The organism is Janibacter indicus (genome assembly GCF_900176385.1).
Lineage (GTDB): Bacteria > Actinomycetota > Actinomycetes > Actinomycetales > Dermatophilaceae > Janibacter > Janibacter indicus.
This window is the reverse complement of the sequence record NZ_FWXN01000006.1, coordinates 104,239-120,949: the sequence shown is the minus strand read 5'-3', so window position 1 is coordinate 120,949 and position 16,711 is coordinate 104,239. Positions and strand designations below refer to the sequence as shown.

The 16,711-nt window shown below is 69.0% G+C and carries 14 protein-coding genes, 1 tRNA gene and 1 pseudogene; 10 read left to right on the top strand and 6 right to left on the bottom strand.

Going from position 1 to position 16,711, the window contains the following annotated elements:
- The first annotated feature begins 444 nt into the window (after positions 1 to 444).
- Positions 445 to 1,359, top strand: a complete 915-nt coding sequence (locus B9B60_RS08610; RefSeq protein ID WP_084450937.1) for a LysR family transcriptional regulator — start codon at positions 445 to 447, stop codon at positions 1,357 to 1,359.
- Positions 1,360 to 1,481: 122 nt separating this feature from the next.
- On the opposite strand, the gene B9B60_RS08605 is transcribed toward B9B60_RS08610, so the two are convergent.
- Positions 1,482 to 1,979 carry a DUF4188 domain-containing protein gene (locus B9B60_RS08605; RefSeq protein WP_084450935.1) on the bottom strand — a complete coding sequence of 166 codons (498 nt, stop codon included), beginning with the start codon at positions 1,977 to 1,979 and terminating at the stop codon, positions 1,482 to 1,484.
- 84 nt (positions 1,980 to 2,063) lie between these two features.
- On the opposite strand from B9B60_RS08605, the gene B9B60_RS08600 reads away from it, so the two are divergent.
- A complete protein-coding gene (locus B9B60_RS08600) occupies positions 2,064 to 2,696 on the top strand; it encodes a MerR family transcriptional regulator (protein WP_084450934.1) in 633 nt (210 codons plus the stop codon).
- Between the two features lie 78 nt (positions 2,697 to 2,774).
- A tRNA-Leu gene (locus B9B60_RS08595) sits at positions 2,775 to 2,857 on the top strand.
- A 59-nt stretch (positions 2,858 to 2,916) separates the two neighbouring features.
- Here the strand turns inward: B9B60_RS08595 and B9B60_RS08590 are convergent.
- The gene (locus tag B9B60_RS08590; RefSeq protein ID WP_234993809.1) at positions 2,917 to 3,255 is read right to left on the bottom strand and encodes a M23 family metallopeptidase; all 339 of its coding nucleotides are present in this window, start codon (positions 3,253 to 3,255) and stop codon (positions 2,917 to 2,919) included.
- Between the two features lie 704 nt (positions 3,256 to 3,959).
- On the opposite strand from B9B60_RS08590, the gene B9B60_RS08580 reads away from it, so the two are divergent.
- From B9B60_RS08580 to B9B60_RS08565, 4 genes are all read left to right on the top strand, one after another.
- Positions 3,960 to 4,553, top strand: a complete 594-nt coding sequence (locus B9B60_RS08580) for a DNA methyltransferase family protein (RefSeq protein WP_200811197.1) — start codon at positions 3,960 to 3,962, stop codon at positions 4,551 to 4,553.
- Positions 4,550 to 6,118: an Eco57I restriction-modification methylase domain-containing protein gene (locus tag B9B60_RS08575; protein WP_084450927.1), complete on the top strand. Its 1,569-nt coding sequence runs from the start codon at positions 4,550 to 4,552 to the stop codon at positions 6,116 to 6,118. The genes B9B60_RS08580 and B9B60_RS08575 overlap by 4 nt, the downstream gene beginning before the upstream one ends.
- A complete protein-coding gene (locus tag B9B60_RS08570) occupies positions 6,115 to 8,721 on the top strand; it encodes a GIY-YIG nuclease family protein (protein WP_200811196.1) in 2,607 nt (868 codons plus the stop codon). Before B9B60_RS08575 ends, B9B60_RS08570 begins: the two co-directional genes overlap by 4 nt.
- Positions 8,722 to 9,112: 391 nt before the next feature.
- On the top strand, positions 9,113 to 9,949 hold the full coding sequence (locus B9B60_RS08565) for a hypothetical protein (RefSeq protein WP_084450923.1): 837 nt from the start codon (positions 9,113 to 9,115) through the stop codon (positions 9,947 to 9,949).
- Here B9B60_RS08565 and B9B60_RS08560 read toward each other — a convergent pair.
- Entirely contained in the window at positions 9,931 to 10,797 is an 867-nt protein-coding gene (locus tag B9B60_RS08560) for a M23 family metallopeptidase (RefSeq protein WP_084451156.1), read from the bottom strand. The two genes, B9B60_RS08565 and B9B60_RS08560, sit on opposite strands and share 19 nt — an antisense overlap.
- Positions 10,798 to 10,925: 128 nt before the next feature.
- Here B9B60_RS08560 and B9B60_RS16875 point away from each other — a divergent pair, with 128 nt between their 5' ends.
- A complete protein-coding gene (locus tag B9B60_RS16875; protein ID WP_143445509.1) occupies positions 10,926 to 11,129 on the top strand; it encodes a hypothetical protein in 204 nt (67 codons plus the stop codon).
- Positions 11,130 to 11,350: 221 nt separating this feature from the next.
- Here B9B60_RS16875 and B9B60_RS17525 read toward each other — a convergent pair.
- The 3 genes and pseudogenes from B9B60_RS17525 to B9B60_RS08545 all read right to left on the bottom strand — a co-directional run.
- A pseudogene (locus tag B9B60_RS17525) lies at positions 11,351 to 11,551 on the bottom strand (dihydrofolate reductase family protein); the annotation flags it as partial.
- A gap of 68 nt (positions 11,552 to 11,619) precedes the next feature.
- A complete protein-coding gene (locus B9B60_RS08550) occupies positions 11,620 to 12,168 on the bottom strand; it encodes an NYN domain-containing protein (protein WP_084450921.1) in 549 nt (182 codons plus the stop codon).
- A 392-nt stretch (positions 12,169 to 12,560) separates the two neighbouring features.
- On the bottom strand, positions 12,561 to 13,133 hold the full coding sequence (locus B9B60_RS08545) for a TetR/AcrR family transcriptional regulator (RefSeq protein ID WP_159451178.1): 573 nt from the start codon (positions 13,131 to 13,133) through the stop codon (positions 12,561 to 12,563).
- Positions 13,134 to 13,247: 114 nt separating this feature from the next.
- On the opposite strand from B9B60_RS08545, the gene B9B60_RS08540 reads away from it, so the two are divergent.
- Positions 13,248 to 14,468 carry an acetyl-CoA C-acetyltransferase gene (locus B9B60_RS08540; RefSeq protein WP_084450918.1) on the top strand — a complete coding sequence of 407 codons (1,221 nt, stop codon included), beginning with the start codon at positions 13,248 to 13,250 and terminating at the stop codon, positions 14,466 to 14,468.
- Positions 14,469 to 14,503: 35 nt separating this feature from the next.
- The gene (locus tag B9B60_RS08535) at positions 14,504 to 16,711 is read left to right on the top strand and encodes a 3-hydroxyacyl-CoA dehydrogenase NAD-binding domain-containing protein (RefSeq protein WP_084450917.1); all 2,208 of its coding nucleotides are present in this window, start codon (positions 14,504 to 14,506) and stop codon (positions 16,709 to 16,711) included.

Below are 16,711 nucleotides of genomic sequence, written 5' to 3'. Positions count from 1 at the left end.
CGGCCAGCTGCCGCCCGCTCCCTGAGGAGGCCGTCCGCGGCCGTCTCGAAGGGAGGTCCGGCGAAGGGAGGGTCCGCGCCCGCCGAAGTCCCTGCGTCGGTCGACGACGTCACGTCGGTCAACCGGACTTCGGCTTGATGTGCGCGGACCCTCCCTTCGCCTCCCCCTGGTCAGTGCCGGGGCAGCGTCTTCGGTCGGAGGGCGTGGCGAAGTGCGTGCCCGCGGCGGGTGCGTCGGGAGATCTGCTGGGGCCGGGGGGCGGCGGGTGTCGTCCTGGGCGATCGCCTGAAGCTCGGCGGCGAGCCGGACGTCGTCGCGGTCGGCGGGGGCGGTCGGGTCGAAGGGGAATCGGAAGCGGCTCATGCCTCCACGGTCCTCCCCGAGACCGTGCGGGACAAGCGATGATTATCGACGGATTGTTCGGTCCGGGCGTATGGTTGGGAGATGCTCGACGTCAACCGCATCCGGGTCTTCCGCGCCGTCGTCGCCAGCGGCTCCGTGCAGGCCGCCGCCCGCCATCTCGGCTACACGCCGTCGACGATCAGCCAGCACATCACCGCCCTCCAGCGGGAGACGGGGCTGACCCTCTTCGAGAAGGCGGGACGCGGCATCGTGCCAACCGCGACCGGTCGCCTGCTCGCCGCCGAGTCCGAGGAGCTCATGGGCAACCTCGCCCGGCTCACCGGGATGGTCGACGACTTGCGGGCCGGGCACACCGGTGGTCTGGAGATCGCCTCCTTCAGCTCGGCCGCGCAGCAGTGGGTGCCGTCGGTGGTCCGCCGGTTGCGCGAGGAGTTCCCCGGCCTGGTCGTCGACCTGGCGCTCAACGAGACGGCGCTGCAGCAGCAGGGGTTGCGCGCCGACATCGACATCCGGGTCGAGGATCTCGAGGTCGAGCTGCCCGAGACGCCCGGCCGCTGCCGTCGCGTGCTCGCCGAGGAGACCTACGTGTGCGTCGTGCCCCGCGACCACCCGCTCGCCGATCGCGGCGAGATCGGGCTGGCGGACCTCGTCGACGAGGCGTGGATCCGTGACGACCGGGTCGAGAGCATGTGCACCCAGATCATCAACCGCGCCGCGGCCGCGGCCGGGGTCACGCCCAACTACGTCGCCCGCTCCGACGACCATCACACGGCGATGGCCTTCGTCGCTGCCGGGGTCGGCGTGTGCGTCCTGCCGCGGCTGGCGGCGCTGACTGCCCCTGCCGGGACCGCCGTGCTCGAGGTGAGTGATCCGGTGCCGCGCCGCCGCATCGTCGCCCTGCTGCGCGACTCCTCCGAGACCAACCCGGCGGCGCAGCGCGCGATCGACCTGCTGCTCGAGGCCGCCCGCGGCGTCGACGAGGCCCGCGCCGCCTGAGGCCGCCCCCTTCGCCCGCCCTTCTTTCGCAATTCCTCAAGGTCGTGCGGCGCCCGGGTCGGGTCGAGGTGGCAGCGACCGGATAGCCGGTCGCGGATACCTCCACCGGCGGGAGCCGCGCGTCAGGCGACCCGCGAGCCCAGGCGGGTGCGGGCCCGGGCGCCACGTCGGCTCACCTCGACGGTGCCGGTTGCCGCCCCCAGGCCGATCTGCGCGCCGTTGCCGTAGAGGGTCTCGACACCGCTCGCGGGCACGGCGAAGGTCTCGTGCCAGATGCCGACGGCCCCGGGGTGCTTGCGGCCGGCGGCGTTGAAGGCCTTCCACGCCGGCAGGTGGGCGTGGTCGGCGGAGCTGGCATAGCGGTAGAGCTGCTCGGTGCTGCGCCAGTACTGGACGACCCAGGGGCCGCGGCGGCCCATGAGTGTCGTCGCGCCGAGGAAGCCGAGGTCCTCGGCCTCGCCGCGCTCGGCTGCCGCGCGATTGCGCTCCAGCTCGGCGATCATCCGCGGCATGGCGACGAAGACCGGCCACCAGAGGTCGATGCGGTGGGGCCTGGCGATGGTCATGCCGATGTTGAAGACGACGACGTCGTCGTCGTGCGCGTGGGTGTGGTGCTGCATGGTCGGTGCCTCCCTGGTGCCAAATGGATAGTGCCGCTATCCAGTATTGGGTAGGACTACTATCCGGCGCAAGAGGTGAGCCTGATGAAGATCTCCGAGCTGTCCGCGGCGACCGACGTCCCGGTCGCCACGCTCAAGTACTACCTGCGCGAGAGCCTGCTGCCGCCGGGCGAGGCGCTGTCGCGCACCAGCGCGGCCTACGGGGACGCGCACGTCGAGCGGGTGCGTCTCATCCGCGCGCTGACGAGTGTCGGCGGGCTGTCCCTGGCCACGACCCGGCAGGTCCTCGAGGTCATCGCCGACCCCGGCACCTCCCGGGTCGACGTGCTGGGCGCCGCCCAGCGGGCCCTCCTGGGCGAGGACTTCGTGGCCGGTCCCGAGGGTGACGACCCCGACGAAGGGGGGAACCCCCCTTCGCGGGCCCGTGCCTGGCTGGCGGAGGCGGGCTGGCAGGTGCACCCCCACGACCCGGTCATCGACGATCTCGACACGGCGTGGGCCGCGTGCGACGCCGCCGGCCTCGGTCTCGACGAGGCACGGATGACGACGTACGCCGACGCCGTGCTGCGCATCGCCCGCGTCGACGTCGACTCCGTCCCGCCGGACGCCGCCGGCGCGGTGCGGCAGGTGGTGCTCGGCACCGTCCTCGTCGACCGGGTCCTCGCCCCGCTGCGTCGCCTCGCCCAGCAGCACATCGCCGTGAGCGAGAGCGACTGACCCTCGCTTTGGGGATCTGCCCGGTCATGGGGCACAATGAGACGGCTCGTGCGCCGGAAGGCGATGGGCGCACTCTTTGCGCGAGTGGCGGAACGGCAGACGCGCTGGCTTCAGGTGCCAGTGTCCGAAAGGGCGTGGGGGTTCAAATCCCCCCTCGCGCACACATGTCGAAGGGCGTCGCACCAGCTGGTGCGACGCCCTTCGTCGTGCTCGGCGCGGGTCAGCCCTCGATGACCTCGCCGTTGTGCGGGAGCCGACCGTCGCAGCTCATCGGCACCGCGCTCGCCACCTCGACGGGCAGCCGGTCGATGGCCTGGACGTGGACGTGGGGCTCGGTGCTGTTGCCCGAGTTGCCGCAGCGCGCCACCGGCTGACCGGTGCCCACCTGCTCGCCGACCGTCACCGACAGGCTGCCGCGCTGGAGGTGGCACAGGACGACCACACCCCCTGCGCAGCGGATCATCACGTGGTTGCCGGCGAGGGCGGGCCAGCCGGCGGCCGCCCGCCGACCCTGGGTCAGGGCGTAGCCGAGCGACGGCAGCCCGCGGTACGCCCCCACCGACCGCCGCGATCGTTCGTCAGCCCGCCGTCCAGTTTTCGGGCTCGTCCTCATGCGTCGTGGGTCCTGATGCCGCAGCCGTCGCAGACCAGCAGAGCGAGGTAGGAGAGGATCTGGACCGGAGTCTGAGGTCGGTGGTCGGACCCGCGGCTGAAGGGCGAGCTGCCTGGTTGCAGGCAGCCTTGGCTCGAGTAGTCACGACGTGGCTGGACCGGGAGTGGTGAGACAGTGCGGGACTTAGCCAAGGCAGCGGCGATCCCCGAGGACCGGTTAGGGCGCATCCTGCGGGGCGAGGTCTGGATGAGTTGGGCGACGTGGTGGCTATCGGTCTCGCACTCGACGTTAACCTGCTGGCCGCGGTAGCCCTCCGGAGTCACGGTCAGTCGGACACCTGGGTCCTTCCACCCAGCTGACGCGGCGGCGTGGTGGCACACAACCGTCGGTGAGGGGTCGCTGTCGCTACCCGTCCGTAGGATTAGACCAGCGGGTTTACCGCTGCCATCAGTGCATGTGGGCAGAAGGAGTCTGGGCGTGACGCTCATCCCGATCATCGACGGGCCCGACGAGCGCGGCCGTCGACAACTCGACCTCCGGGTGGGCGGCTCATGATTCGCCACCGCGACGCCGTCACGTCGCAGACGAAGACCCGGGAGCGCGTCCGTGACCTCGCCGAGGTCTACACGCGCGAGCGGGAGGTCAAGGCCATGCTCGACCTCGTCCCCGACATGTTCCCCTCGGGGGCCGACCCGAAGAACATCGGCCGAACCTTCCTCGAGCCGGCATGTGGATCCGGGAACTTCCTCGTCGAGATCCTCGACCGCAAGCTCGCGTACGTCGGCCGCCCGCACCAGCGCACCGCAGCCACGATCGAAGCGGCTGCCCTGCGGGCTCTGTCGTCCATCTACGGGATCGACATCGACCAGTCGAACGTCGACGCCTCTCGGCACTACATGCGTGTCGAGATGGAGCACCACATGAACATCGCGTTGAGCACAGAGGCAGTCTCGTCGGGCTTCTTCAGCGCCGTCGACGCGGTCCTCGCGTCGAACATCGTGCGAGCGAACACCCTCACCGACGCCAAGGACATCGACATCGTCGAATACCACTGGCAGCGCAAGGCCGGGTATGTGATCCGCGAGTGGTCGAAGCTCGAGGAGACCGAGCAGGAGTTCGACTTGTTCACCTCGCTGTCTGAGTCTGCCCCGGCGCGGGACACCGTTCCCATCCACTTCAGTCTGCTTGCTGACAACCCCGACCCGGTTGCCGCGCCCACCCCAGGCAAGGGAGCTTTCGCATGAGTAAGGCCGAACTGGCGAAGCAGATCCGGACAGGCCAGCACATCCCCGACATCCTCGACTGCCTGGCCCAACTCTCGAACGACGAGGTCCCAACCCCGCCGAAGCTCGCGCGAGCGATGCTCGACATCCTCCCGGGCGAGGTCTGGGGCAAGGACGACTACGTGTGGCTCGATCCGGTCTGCAAGTCGGGGGTCTTCCTGCGCGAAGCTGCGGCCCGCCTCCTCGAAGGGCTCTCCGACCAGATCCCCGATTTCGACGAACGCCGAGAGCACATCTACAAGCATATGCTCTGGGGCACCTCGATCACCGAGATGACCGGGATCATCTCGCGCCGGTCCCTTTACTACTCACGAGACGCGTCCGGCGAGCACAGCGTCTTCCGCTTCGACCATCCCGACGGGAATATCCCGTTCGTCCGCGCCGAGCACACCTTCCCGAAGAAGAAGGACGGCACCGTTACTGGTGGCTGCACAGCCTGCGGCGCACCTCTCGATCTCGAACGCGGCGAAGGTCGCGAGAACCACGCCTACTCGTTCATCCACGGGGTCTACCCGACCAAGGAGATGCAGGACATGAAGTTCGATGTCATCGTCGGGAACCCGCCGTACCAGGTCGACGACGGAGGACACGGTACGAGCGCAACCCCGATCTATCAGGAGTTCGTGTCCACGGCGATCAGCCTCGACCCTCGTTACGTGGTCATGATTACCCCTTCGCGGTGGTTCGCGGGGGGCAAGGGGCTGGATACGTTCAGGGACTCGATGCTGTCGGACTCTCACCTGGCAGAGTTGGTCGACTACCCCAAGTTGTACGACTGCTTTCCGGGAGTGAAGATCAGGGGCGGTGTCTCCTACTTCCTCTGGGATCGTGAGCACTCGGGTCCCTGCCGCGTGCAGACGATGTGGGACGGCGTGCCGGTCGGCCCCGCCGTATCCAGACACCTGGGGGGCTACGGAGTCCTGATCCGACGGAACGAAGCAGTCCCGATCCTGGACAAGGTCAGGTCGCTAGGTGAGGCGACGCTGTCCTCGAAGGTTTCGAGCCGCAAGCCTTTCGGCCTGCCGACGAACTTCCACGGTTCCCCCACACCCGAGGGCAAGAACTCGCCTATCCGCCTCTACGGGTCGCAGCGACGCTCCTGGGTGAGTCGAAGTGAGCTCGTCACGAATCGTGCCTGGAGCGACGACTGGAAGGTGCTCATGACAGCAGTCCAGGGGACCAGTGCCGCCGTCGAGACGATGTTCCTCAGCCGTCCTATCGTTGCGGGTCCAGACACCGCCTGCACAGAGACCTATTTGGTCGCTGGCCGCTTTGCAACGCAGGGCGAGGCCGAATCTCTAGCCGCATACCTCCGCACGCGCTTTGTGCGGTTCTTGGTCTCACTACGCAAGCCATCGCAGCACGCAACCAAGGACGTTTATGCCTTCGTCCCCGACGTCCCGTTGGACCGCCACTGGACGGACGCTGCGCTCTACGAGAGATACGGGATCTGCCCGGAGGAGATTGCTTTCATTGAGTCGCAGGTCAACGAGATGCCGGCGCCCGAAAAGGAACCGCTCACGTGACGGGCGGCCAAGTGTTCGTCGACGAGGGGGTCGAGGAGACCTCTCCAGCACCCCTGACGACCAAGCGGATCTACGTCTACACGGTGCCGGGTCGTAGCGAGCCGGCGTGGGAGCGCACGGTCGGCCAGACGCACACGACCGGCGTCGGTCTGGTCAAGGTCGGGGAGACGACGAAGCCGACGGCCCGTGACCGGATCAGGCAGCAGCTGAACACTGCGTACCCGGGCTTGAAGGGTGTCGACATCCTGCTGGACGAGCCGGCGCAGCGCGTGGACGGTACGTGGTTCTCAGATCACGACGTTCACCGGGAGCTCGTGGCTCAGGGCATCGCGAGGGACCAGGAGTGGTTCGAGGCGACCCTGGACGAGGTGAAGGCCGCGATCGTCGCGGTCCGCCAAGGCACGGCCTTTGAGTCGACCCGGACGCTGGACTTCCCGATGCGTCCCGAGCAGGAGGATGCGGTCGCGGTCACCGCCGGGTACTTCACCGCGCACGCTGGCGACTCCCGTGCGCCGAGGTTCTTGTGGAACGCGAAGATGCGGTTCGGGAAGACCTTCACGACGTACCAGCTGGCCCGAGAGATGGACTGGAACCGGGTGCTGGTGCTCACTTACAAGCCTGCGGTGCAGGCCGCCTGGCGGGACGACCTGCTTTCCCACGCGGACTTCGAAGGGTGGCACTTCGTCGACCGCGCCACTTCGATCGAGGACGCCGATGAGCTCGTCAACGGTGCGGCCCCGCTGGTGTGGTTCGCGTCGTTCCAGGACGTCACCGGCAAGTCAGCGGACGGCACGATCAAGGCGCACAACGAGACGATCCATCTGACCGACTGGGACTGCATCGTCCTCGACGAGTACCACTTCGGTGCCTGGCGTGACTCGGCTCGCGACCTGTACGACCCGACCGACAAGAAGCTGGCCGAGCTCGAGGAGCCCGAGGACTGGGTGACCGAGGACGACCTGGGCTTCACAGCACGGAACTACCTGTACCTGTCGGGGACACCGTTCCGGGCGATCACCAATGGTGAGTTCACCGAGGACGCGATCTTCAACTGGACGTACATCGACGAGCAGGCCGCCAAGGAGCGGTGGGACCCTGCCGTCGGGCAGAACCCGTACGTGGACCTGCCGCAGATGCGGATGTACGCCTACGAGATGGGGGCCGGCGCGATGGCGTATGCCGAAGACGGCGAGTTCAATGGTTTCAACCTCAGCGAGTACTTCCGGGCTGAGCGCGTCGACCCGAAGTCGAAGTCGACAGCCCCCGGCGAGTACGTCTTCATCGACCCCACCAGGGTCTCGGAGTTCCTCGAGATGCTGCGCGGCAAGTTAACCGAGCAGATGAGGATGCAGATCCTCGGGCAGAGCAGCAAGAAGGCCCCGTTCCCGTACGAGTCAGCCGACTTCGCCAAGGCCATCACGCATTCCGTCTGGTATATGGCCGACGTCGCCTCGTGCTTCGCGATGCGCGACCTGCTCCAGGCTCACCCCTACTTCTCCGGGTACGAGATCCACGTCGCCGCCGGCCCGAAGGCCGGCATGGGCGCCGCCGCCAAGCCGCTCGTGGAGAAGGCCATCAAGACCGCCCGCGATCAGAACCGGTCTGGGTCGATCACCCTCTCGTGCGGGAAACTCATGACCGGGGTGACCATCCGCGAGTGGGGCGCGATCTTCATGCTGCGGTCCCTCAAGTCACCAGAGTCGTACTTCCAGTCCGCGTTCCGGATTCAGTCACCGTGGTCCTACCGGCAGCCCGACGGGTCGCTGGACGTCCAGAAGGACGTGGTGTTCGTCTTCGAGTTTGACCCGAACCGGGCCTTGGGTCTCGTCGCCGAGTACGGCATGAAGCTGGCGACCGTCGGGGACGACGCGACCCCGCAGCAGGCCATCGGCGACCTGATGAACTACCTGCCGATCTTCCAGTTCTCCGGCGGCCAGATGCTCCAGCTCGACGCCGCAGACGTCCTGAACATCGCCACCACCGGCGTCGGGGCCTCCGCCCTGGCCGCCCGGTGGAACTCCCCGGTGCTCGTCGAGGTCAACGAGCACACGCTGACCGCGCTGCTGGACCAGAAGGAGCTCCTCGAGGGGCTGGAGCAGATCGAGGACTTCCGCAACCTGGCGAACATGGCCCAGCAGGTCGTCACCTCGACGAGCAAACTGAAGAAGGTCGAGCGTGAGAAGGGCAAGGGGAACCTCGAGCCGGACGAGAAGAAGGAGAAGAAGGAGTCCAACGGCGTCAAGAAGCAGATCCGCGAGAAGCTCCAGAAGTTCCTCGCCAAGATCCCCGTCTTCATGTACGTCACGGACTACCGCGAGGAAGCTCTCAAGGATGTCATCGAGTCCCTGGACTCGGACCTGTTCACCCGCGTCACCGGCCTGACCGTGCAGGACTTCCAGTTGCTCAACAAGATCGGTGTGTTCAACGCCCAGCACATGAACGCGGCCATCTACCAGTTCAAGTCGTTCGAGACGGCCAGCCTGCACTACGCCGACCAGAGCGTCCCCGACCAGACCGGGCACAAGGTCGGACTGTGGGACACCACGATCGACGAGTCAGAGCTCGGCCAGGAGTGCGAGTCGTCGACGACCTCCGTTGACTGAGGCCAGGGAGCTCACTCCCTGCTCGAGCGGTCCCCCTGGGCCCACCACGCGCTCGAGCCACGGACAGGGGCGAAGCGGCCTGGGTGAAGGTCGGCAGGATATTGCACTGGGCCTCGTAGCGCTGGCCATCATCGGTGTATGCCCCGAGGCTTCGTTGTTCGTCGGCTCGGGGAGGGCGACGATGATGCTGGCGTCCTCGTCGAGGTCGAGTTGGTCGCAGATCGCGTCGAGGTAAGGCCGCGGTCGGGGCAACCCGCGCCGGGCGATGCCGGAGGCACTCCTGGCGCTCGCGGGAGCCGCCTTCGCGATCGTTGCGGCGCTACCGACGCCACCTCGCGTGGGGCCTGCTTCGGCGGCGGTGGGTGTCGGAGGTGACGGTTACATTGACCGCATGCATCTGGCCCAGGTCTTCGCCGTCATGATCGCCTCGCCCTCAGACGTGCCCGAGGCTCGTCAGGCCGTCTACGACTCGCTCGCCGAGTGGAACGATGCAAGCGCGCGGACCCGTAAGGTGATTCTCCTGCCGTTGAAGTGGGAGACGAGCGCCGTTCCACGGCTTGGCGGGGACGCGCAAGAGATCATCAACCATCAGCTCGTCGACGATGCAGACATCGTCATCGCTCTTTTCGGCAGCCGACTTGGACGGGAGACCTCCCGCGCCTTGTCTGGCACTGCCGAGGAGATGAACCGTGCGCATGCCGCAGGGAAGCCCGTACACCCGTTCTTCTCGGACGAGCCGCTACCGCGGGATGTTGATGTTGACGAGCTCAAGCGGCTGCGCGACTTTCAGGAGGAGCTGGCAGGCCTGTACAGCACCTTCGCCAACACCGGTGAACTGAGAAGCAAGGTTTGGCAGGCAATCGAGCACGACATCGCCCAGTTGCAGCACTCTGTCGATGCGCCGCCCGGGACGAACAACGGCGTCGACTTCCTGGTCCAGCCCGCCAGCGAGCGGCTCCCCAAGACAGACAGCCGAGGCCGCCTGAAGTACGAGACCAAGCGTTGGGTCGACTTGACGAACAGGGGGGACGTCGACGCCGAGGATGTCGTGGTCGAAGCGGCCCCGGACACCAGTTTCTGGCTTCACTGGTCCGGGCCGACGACAATCCAGCACGGCCAGACCCGCAAGGTCCCTGTGACCTACAGCGCGGCTACGTCCAGGGCTGCGATCGTTGTGAGTTGGACTGAGGCTGGCGAGGAGCGCAGCCGTCAGTTCGACATCGACTGAGGGAGCTGACAGGTCGTTGTCGACGAGCAGGCGACCGTCATGGCCATGCCAGCCCACCGACCTCCGTCGCCGGATAGGGGGGCGTCGAGGTCGTAGCCATCGAGACGATGACGACACGACTGGCTCCAGCCGCTGAACCGTGTACAGAACCCGGATGATCGCGTGACCATCGTCGCGTCGCGGTGGCCCTGCAGCCCAGTCCTGGGGCTTTGTGTGAACACGCCACAGATGTCGTACTCAGGGTCAGGCCGACACGACCTCCCGTTGGGGGGGAGCCGACCGTCGAAGGTCATCGGCACCGCCTGCGCCGCCTCGACGGGCAGGCGGTCGATGGCCTGGACGTGGACGTGGGGCTCGGTGCTGTTGCCCGAGTTGCCGCAGCGCGCCACGGGCTGACCGGTGCCCACCTGCTCGCCGACCGTCACCGTCAGGCTGCCGCGCTGAAGGTGGCACAGGGCGACCACACCCACTGCGCAGCGGATCGTCACGTGGTTGCCGGCGAGGGCGGGCCAGCCGGCGGCAGCCCGCCGACCCTGGGTCAGGGCGTAGCCGAGTGACGGCAGCCCGCGGTGCGCCGCGTGGTCGGGCTCGCCGTCGTGGGCCACGACGACCTCGCAATTCACGGGCGAGACGATGGCCCGGCCGAAGCCCGGGAAGTGCTCCGGCGGCTCCGGTCTCAGGAGGCTGCGCCACGTGAGGGGCGCGGTCCGCTCGTCCCCGCCCACGGGGACGAAGTCGATCGCCTGGGCCGACGCGAAGCGGGTCGTGCCGTGGCTCGGCACCCGATTGGCGGGCGAGTTGCGCACCTGCCAGGCCCCGACGAAGGGGAGGGCGAGCTCGATCGTCATCGGACCGGCTCCCTTCGCCTCGTGCGCAAGGCCACCGACGACCCCGTGCTCACTAGGGTCGCACCATGAGTGCACCGGCGCCCGCCTCTCGACCCGCGTCCTCGGGGACTCGGTCTGCACTGGCGGCCGTGCTCATCAGTCTCGGCGTCCTGCTGGGATGTTGCGGACTCGGCGTCGTCGGTTACGGCGGCCTCGGCGCCATCATGGTCGACCAGGCGAGCGAGGACCCGTGGGTCGTGTGGTCGCTGGTCCTCGGGATCGCGGCCTGCGTGATCGCCCTCGCGGCGCTCGTCATCGGCATCGTCCTGCTCCTGCGGCGGCCTCGCGCCTGACGAGCAGGCGTGGCGCGGAGTGTTCCTCGCGCGCTGACGGCAGGGCTGGCCTGCTGTCGCACGGGTAGTGCTGACGACGGGGAGACGAGTCCATGCGCCAGCTGATCCGGACCACGACCATCGCGGTGGCCGCGGTGGCCGCGCCAAGCACGAGCGTCGCGGTCGCCGAGGGCCTTGACGTCACCATCGGTGGCTGGGCCGAGGGCTCGGCGGTCCTGCCCGACGGAGATGTTGCGCCCGCCGGCCGCGGCCCGGGCGCGCTTCAGCGCGACCTCGATGCCGTCGGTGACGAAGTGGAGGTCGTGCCGCCCTGCATCTCGATCGGCTCGTGGGCGAAGTGCGTCAGCACGAAGACCGGCCCGTGGTAGGGCGGCTCGTCGCCCCACCACCCCCCGCCAGTCACGGTCCCACTCGCCGCGGACCCGCGGCGAAGCCGTCGGCGGAGGTTGCGACGTCGGAGTAGACGATGCCCACGGCGGGGCCCCCTTCGTCAGATGAACTCGAGCGGGTCGAACTCGTCGATCTCGATGACCCGAACGCGCGGCAGCCGGCTCTTGAAGGCCGACACGTCGTACTCGAGGTCGAAGAACTCCACGCCGTCGACCTGCCGCAGCCCGCCCGCCATGAACTCGCCGAAGCCGACGATGCCGAGCCGACGCCCTTCGTCCTGGGCCAGCGCGTCCATCTGCGGCGTGAAGTCGTTGTCGTGGCTGACGAGCATGACGTCGGCGTCGCGCTCGAGCAGCGCCTCGGCGGTGCGCTGGATCGCGATGTCGACGACCTTGCCCTCGCCCCGCAGCGGCACCGGCCGATAGCCCATGGCGAGCAGCGCCTGGACGAAGGAGGCCGGCAGCTCACCGGCGACCGCGAGGAAGAAGAGCCCCTTGACCGGCTGGTCCCACACCGCCTCGGTGTACTCCAGCAGCGTGTTCCACCGCGGGCGCTCCTGCGGCTCGGGCCGCCGCCCGAGGACGGAGACCCCGAGCGTGGCGTCGATGTTTTCCCCGTCGACGAGGAGGTAGGTGGTGCGATCGGCCATGCTCGGACCCTACTGTGAGAGGGGCCGGCACGTCGCCGGCTCCATGACGACGAAGGGGAGTGACCGCCCGTGTGCATGCCGGTCCGGTGCCAGCAGTGCGGCAAGACGACGTGGAGCGGCTGCGGTGAGCACGTGGCCCAGGTCCGGGCCCAGGTGCCCGCCGACCAGTGGTGCCAGTGCCCGGAGAATGCCGACCCGAACGCCTGACGCGCATCGCTGGTCGAGGGCGTGAGGAGCCCCGAGACCACGGTGGTCGAGGTGTGAGGGCGCCCCGCGCCCGAGCCTCGAGACCTGGTGCGTTGCGCGGTCTCGAGGGCCTCGCTGGCGCTCGGCCTCCTCGACCAACGGGTGGGGCGGCGCTCGGCCACCTCGACCAACGGGGTGGGTGACTGTCAGCGGAGGGTGACGCGGACCTCGGGGGGTGGGCCCTCGGCGCCGGAGAGGGCCCAGAGGCGGCCGAGGGCCGGCTGGAGCAGCCATGTGCCGAGCTGGCGGACGAGCACCCGGACCGCCTGCTCGGTGACGGGGGTGCGGCTGGCGCCGATGCCGTGGTCGCGCAGGGTCTGGGTCTGCACGATCTGCTCGTCGAGGAGCTTGCGCACCAGACGACCGTCACCCGCACCGGGCGTGACGACGACCCGCCGCAGGTAGTCCACGGCGTGCGGGTTGGCGCGGAACATCGCGTTGACCGCGGCATCGCGCCCCGCGACGACCTCGTCGACCGGTCCGTCGAGCGGCACCGAGCCGAGCGCGTCGTGGAAGAGCCCGACGACCGCGTCCTCGACCGCCTCCTGCAGCCCGTCCTTGCTCCCGAAGTAGTGGCCGACGAGACCGGGGGCGACCCCGGCGGAGCGGGCGACTTCGCGCAGGCTCGTCGCGGCGACTCCCCGCTCGGCGAAGAGCGCCAGTGCCGCGTCCCGGATCCGCGTGCTGGTGTCGCCGGCGGCGCCTTCTCGTGAACCCACGGGGACCTCCCTTCGGTGTGACGGTGAACAAGTCGACCCACCATTGCACATGTGTTCAACGGCTGCGTAGGGTGCGAGGCGAACCCCAGCAGTGACCCGCGAAGGAGCCGGCCCATGCCCGAGCAGCCCCAGGCGATCATCTACGACGCCGTCCGCACGCCCCGAGGGAAGGGCAAGTCCTCCGGCTCCCTCCACGAGGTCAAGCCGATCGACCTGACCGTCGGCCTCCTGCAGGCGATCCGGGAGCGCAACCCCGGCCTCGACGCCGCCCAGGTCGACGACCTCGTCATGGGCATCGTCTCGCCGGTCGGCGACCAGGGCGCGGTGCTGCCGCGCATCGCCGCCCTCAAGGCCGGCTACCCCGAGCCGGTGGCGGGCGTGCAGCTCAACCGCTTCTGCGGCTCCGGCCTCGAGGCGGTCAACCAGGTCGCGGCGCGGGTGCGCTCCGGCTTCGAGGACCTGCTCATCGCCGGTGGCGTCGAGTCGATGTCGCGCGTGCCGATGGGCAGCGACGGCGGAGCGTGGGCGATGGACCCGCGCACCGCGCTCGAGACCGACTTCGTGCCCCAGGGCATCAGCGCCGACCTCATCGCGACGATCGAGGGCTACGACCGCGCCGAGGTCGACCGCTTCGCCGCCCAGTCCCACGCCCGCGCGGCGGCCGCCTGGGAGGGCGGCTACTTCGACAAGAGCGTCATCCCGGTCAAGGACGCCAGCGGCATCACGATCCTCGACCGCGACGAGACGATCCGCCCCGGGACGACGGCCGAGTCGCTCGGCGGGCTGCGTCCCTCCTTCGCCGCGATGGGCGAGCAGGGCGGCTTCGACTTCGTCGCGACCGAGAAGTACCCGCACGTCGACGCGATCAACCACGTCCACCACGCCGGCAACAGCTCGGGCATCGTCGACGGCGCCGCGCTGCTGCTCGTCGGCAACGAGCGCGTCGGCCAGGAGATGGGCCTGACCCCTCGCGCCCGCATCGTCTCCACCGCGGTCATCGGCTCCGAGCCGACGATCATGCTCACGGGCCCCGCCCCGTCGTGCCGCAAGGCCCTCGACCGGGTCGGCATGAAGGCCAGCGACATCGACCTCGTCGAGATCAACGAGGCCTTCGCCGCGGTCGCCCTCAAGCTCATGCGCGACATGGGCTGGAGCGAGGAGCAGACCAACGTCAACGGCGGCGCGATCGCCATGGGCCACCCACTCGGCGCCACCGGCGCGATGATCCTCGGCACCCTCGTCGACGAGCTGGAGCGCCGCGACCTCGAGCGCGGCATCGCCACCCTCTGCATCGGCGGCGGCATGGGTGTCGCCACGATCGTCGAGCGCGTCTGACCCCCCTTCGTCACGGACAGGAAGCACGAGAAGCCATGAGCGAGAACATGATCCGCTACGAGCGCGACGACGAGGGCATCGTCACGCTGACGATGGACGACCCCGGTGCGGGCGCCAACACGATGAACGACACCTACATCGCGGCGATGGGCGAGACCGTCGACCGCCTCGAGGCCGAGCGCGACGACATCACAGGTGTCGTGCTGACCTCCGCCAAGAAGACCTTCTTCGCCGGCGGCAACCTCACCGACCTGCAGTCGGTCACCGCCGAGACGGCGGGGGAGTTCTTCACGGGCATCGAGGGCATCAAGTCGCAGCTGCGGCGCCTCGAGCAGCTCGGCAAGCCCGTCGTCGCCGCGATCAACGGCGCCGCGCTCGGCGGCGGCCTCGAGCTCGCGCTCGCGACCCACCACCGCATCGCTGTCGACGACCCCAAGATCAAGCTCGGCCTGCCCGAGGTCACCCTCGGCCTGCTGCCGGGTGGCGGCGGCGTCACCCGCCTCGTGCGGATGCTCGGCATCCAGGAGGCCCTCATGGGCTGGCTGCTGCAGGGCCAGCAGTACGCGCCGGCGCAGGCCCACGCGAAGGGAGTGATCGACCAGCTCGTCGCCACCCGCGAGGAGCTCGTGCCGGCCGCGAAGGCCTGGATCCGCGAGCACGCCGGCGACGAGGGCGCGGCCACCAAGCCGTGGGATGTCAAGGGCCACAAGATCCCCGGTGGCACCCCGTCGGTCCCGAAGTTCGCCGCCAACCTGCCGGCCTTCCCCGCCAACCTGCGCAAGACGCTCAAGGGCGCCCCGACGAAGTCGCCGCGCGCGATCCTCGCCGCGGCCGTCGAGGGCTCGCAGGTCGACTTCGACACCGCGAGCCGGATCGAGTCGCGCTACATCACCGAGCTCGCGGCGGGCCGCGAGTCGACGGCGATGATCCAGGCCTTTTTCTTCGACCTGCAGGCGATCAACAGCGGCAAGCTGCGCCCCGAGGGCGTCGAGCGCCGCCAGGTCGGCAAGGTCGGGGTCCTCGGCGCCGGGATGATGGGCGCCGGGATCGCCTACTCCGCCGCCATGTCGGGCATCGAGGTCGTCCTCAAGGACGTCTCGATCGAGGGCGCGCAGAAGGGCAAGAGCTACTCCGAGAAGCTGCTCGCCAAGCGTGTCGAGCGCGGCAAGATGGACCAGGCCAAGGCCGACGCCGTGCTCGCCCGCATCACGCCGACCGCGGACGTCAACGACCTCGCCGGTGTCGACGCGGTCATCGAGGCGGTCTTCGAGGACTACGACCTCAAGAAGCAGGTCTTCGCCGAGGTCGAAGCGGTCGTCGGGCCGGACACCCTGCTGTGCTCCAACACCTCGACCCTGCCGATCACCTCGCTGCAGGAGTTCTCCAGCCGCCCGGCCGACTTCATCGGCCTGCACTTCTTCTCCCCGGTGGACAAGATGCAGCTCGTCGAGATCATCCGCGGCGAGCAGACCTCCGACGAGGCGACCGCCCGCGCGATCGACATCGTCCAGCAGATCCGCAAGATCCCGGTCGTCGTCGGTGACGGGCGCGGCTTCTACACCAGCCGGGTCTTCGGCACGCTGATCCTCGAGGGCGCCGTGGCGGTTGCCGAGGGCATCGACCCGATGGTCGTCGAGCGGGCCGCGACGACGGCGGGCTTCCCCGCGCCGCCGCTGGCGATGCTCGACGAGGTCTCGCTGACCCTCACCCAGCACATCCGCGCGGAGGCCGACAAGGCCGCGGCCGCGGAGGGCACGACCCTGCCCAAGGGCCCGGGCGAGGAGCTCATCGACACGATGGTCGCGGAGGGTCGCAAGGGCCGCGCCGCCGGCGCCGGCATGTACGACTACCCGGCCGACGGGCCCAAGGTCCTGTGGCCCGGGCTGCGCGAGCGCTTCGCGAAGGGGACGCAGGTCCCCCTTCGTGACCTGCAGGACCGCTACCTCTTCATCATGGCGCTGGAGACCGCGGGCTGCTTCGAGGACGGCGTGCTCACCGACACCGAGTCGGCCAACATCGGTGGCATCTTCGGCATCGGCTTCCCGCCGCACACCGGTGGGCCGGCGACCTTCATGACGAACTACGAGCACCGCTCCCTGAGGAGCGACGAAGGAGCCTCGAAGGGCCTGGCCGGCTTCGTCGCCCGCGCGGACGAGCTCGCCGACGCCTACGGCGAGCGCTTCCGCCCGTCGGAGTGGCTGCGCGGGCGGGTCGCCGCCGGCACCCTCGTCGACAAGGCCTGA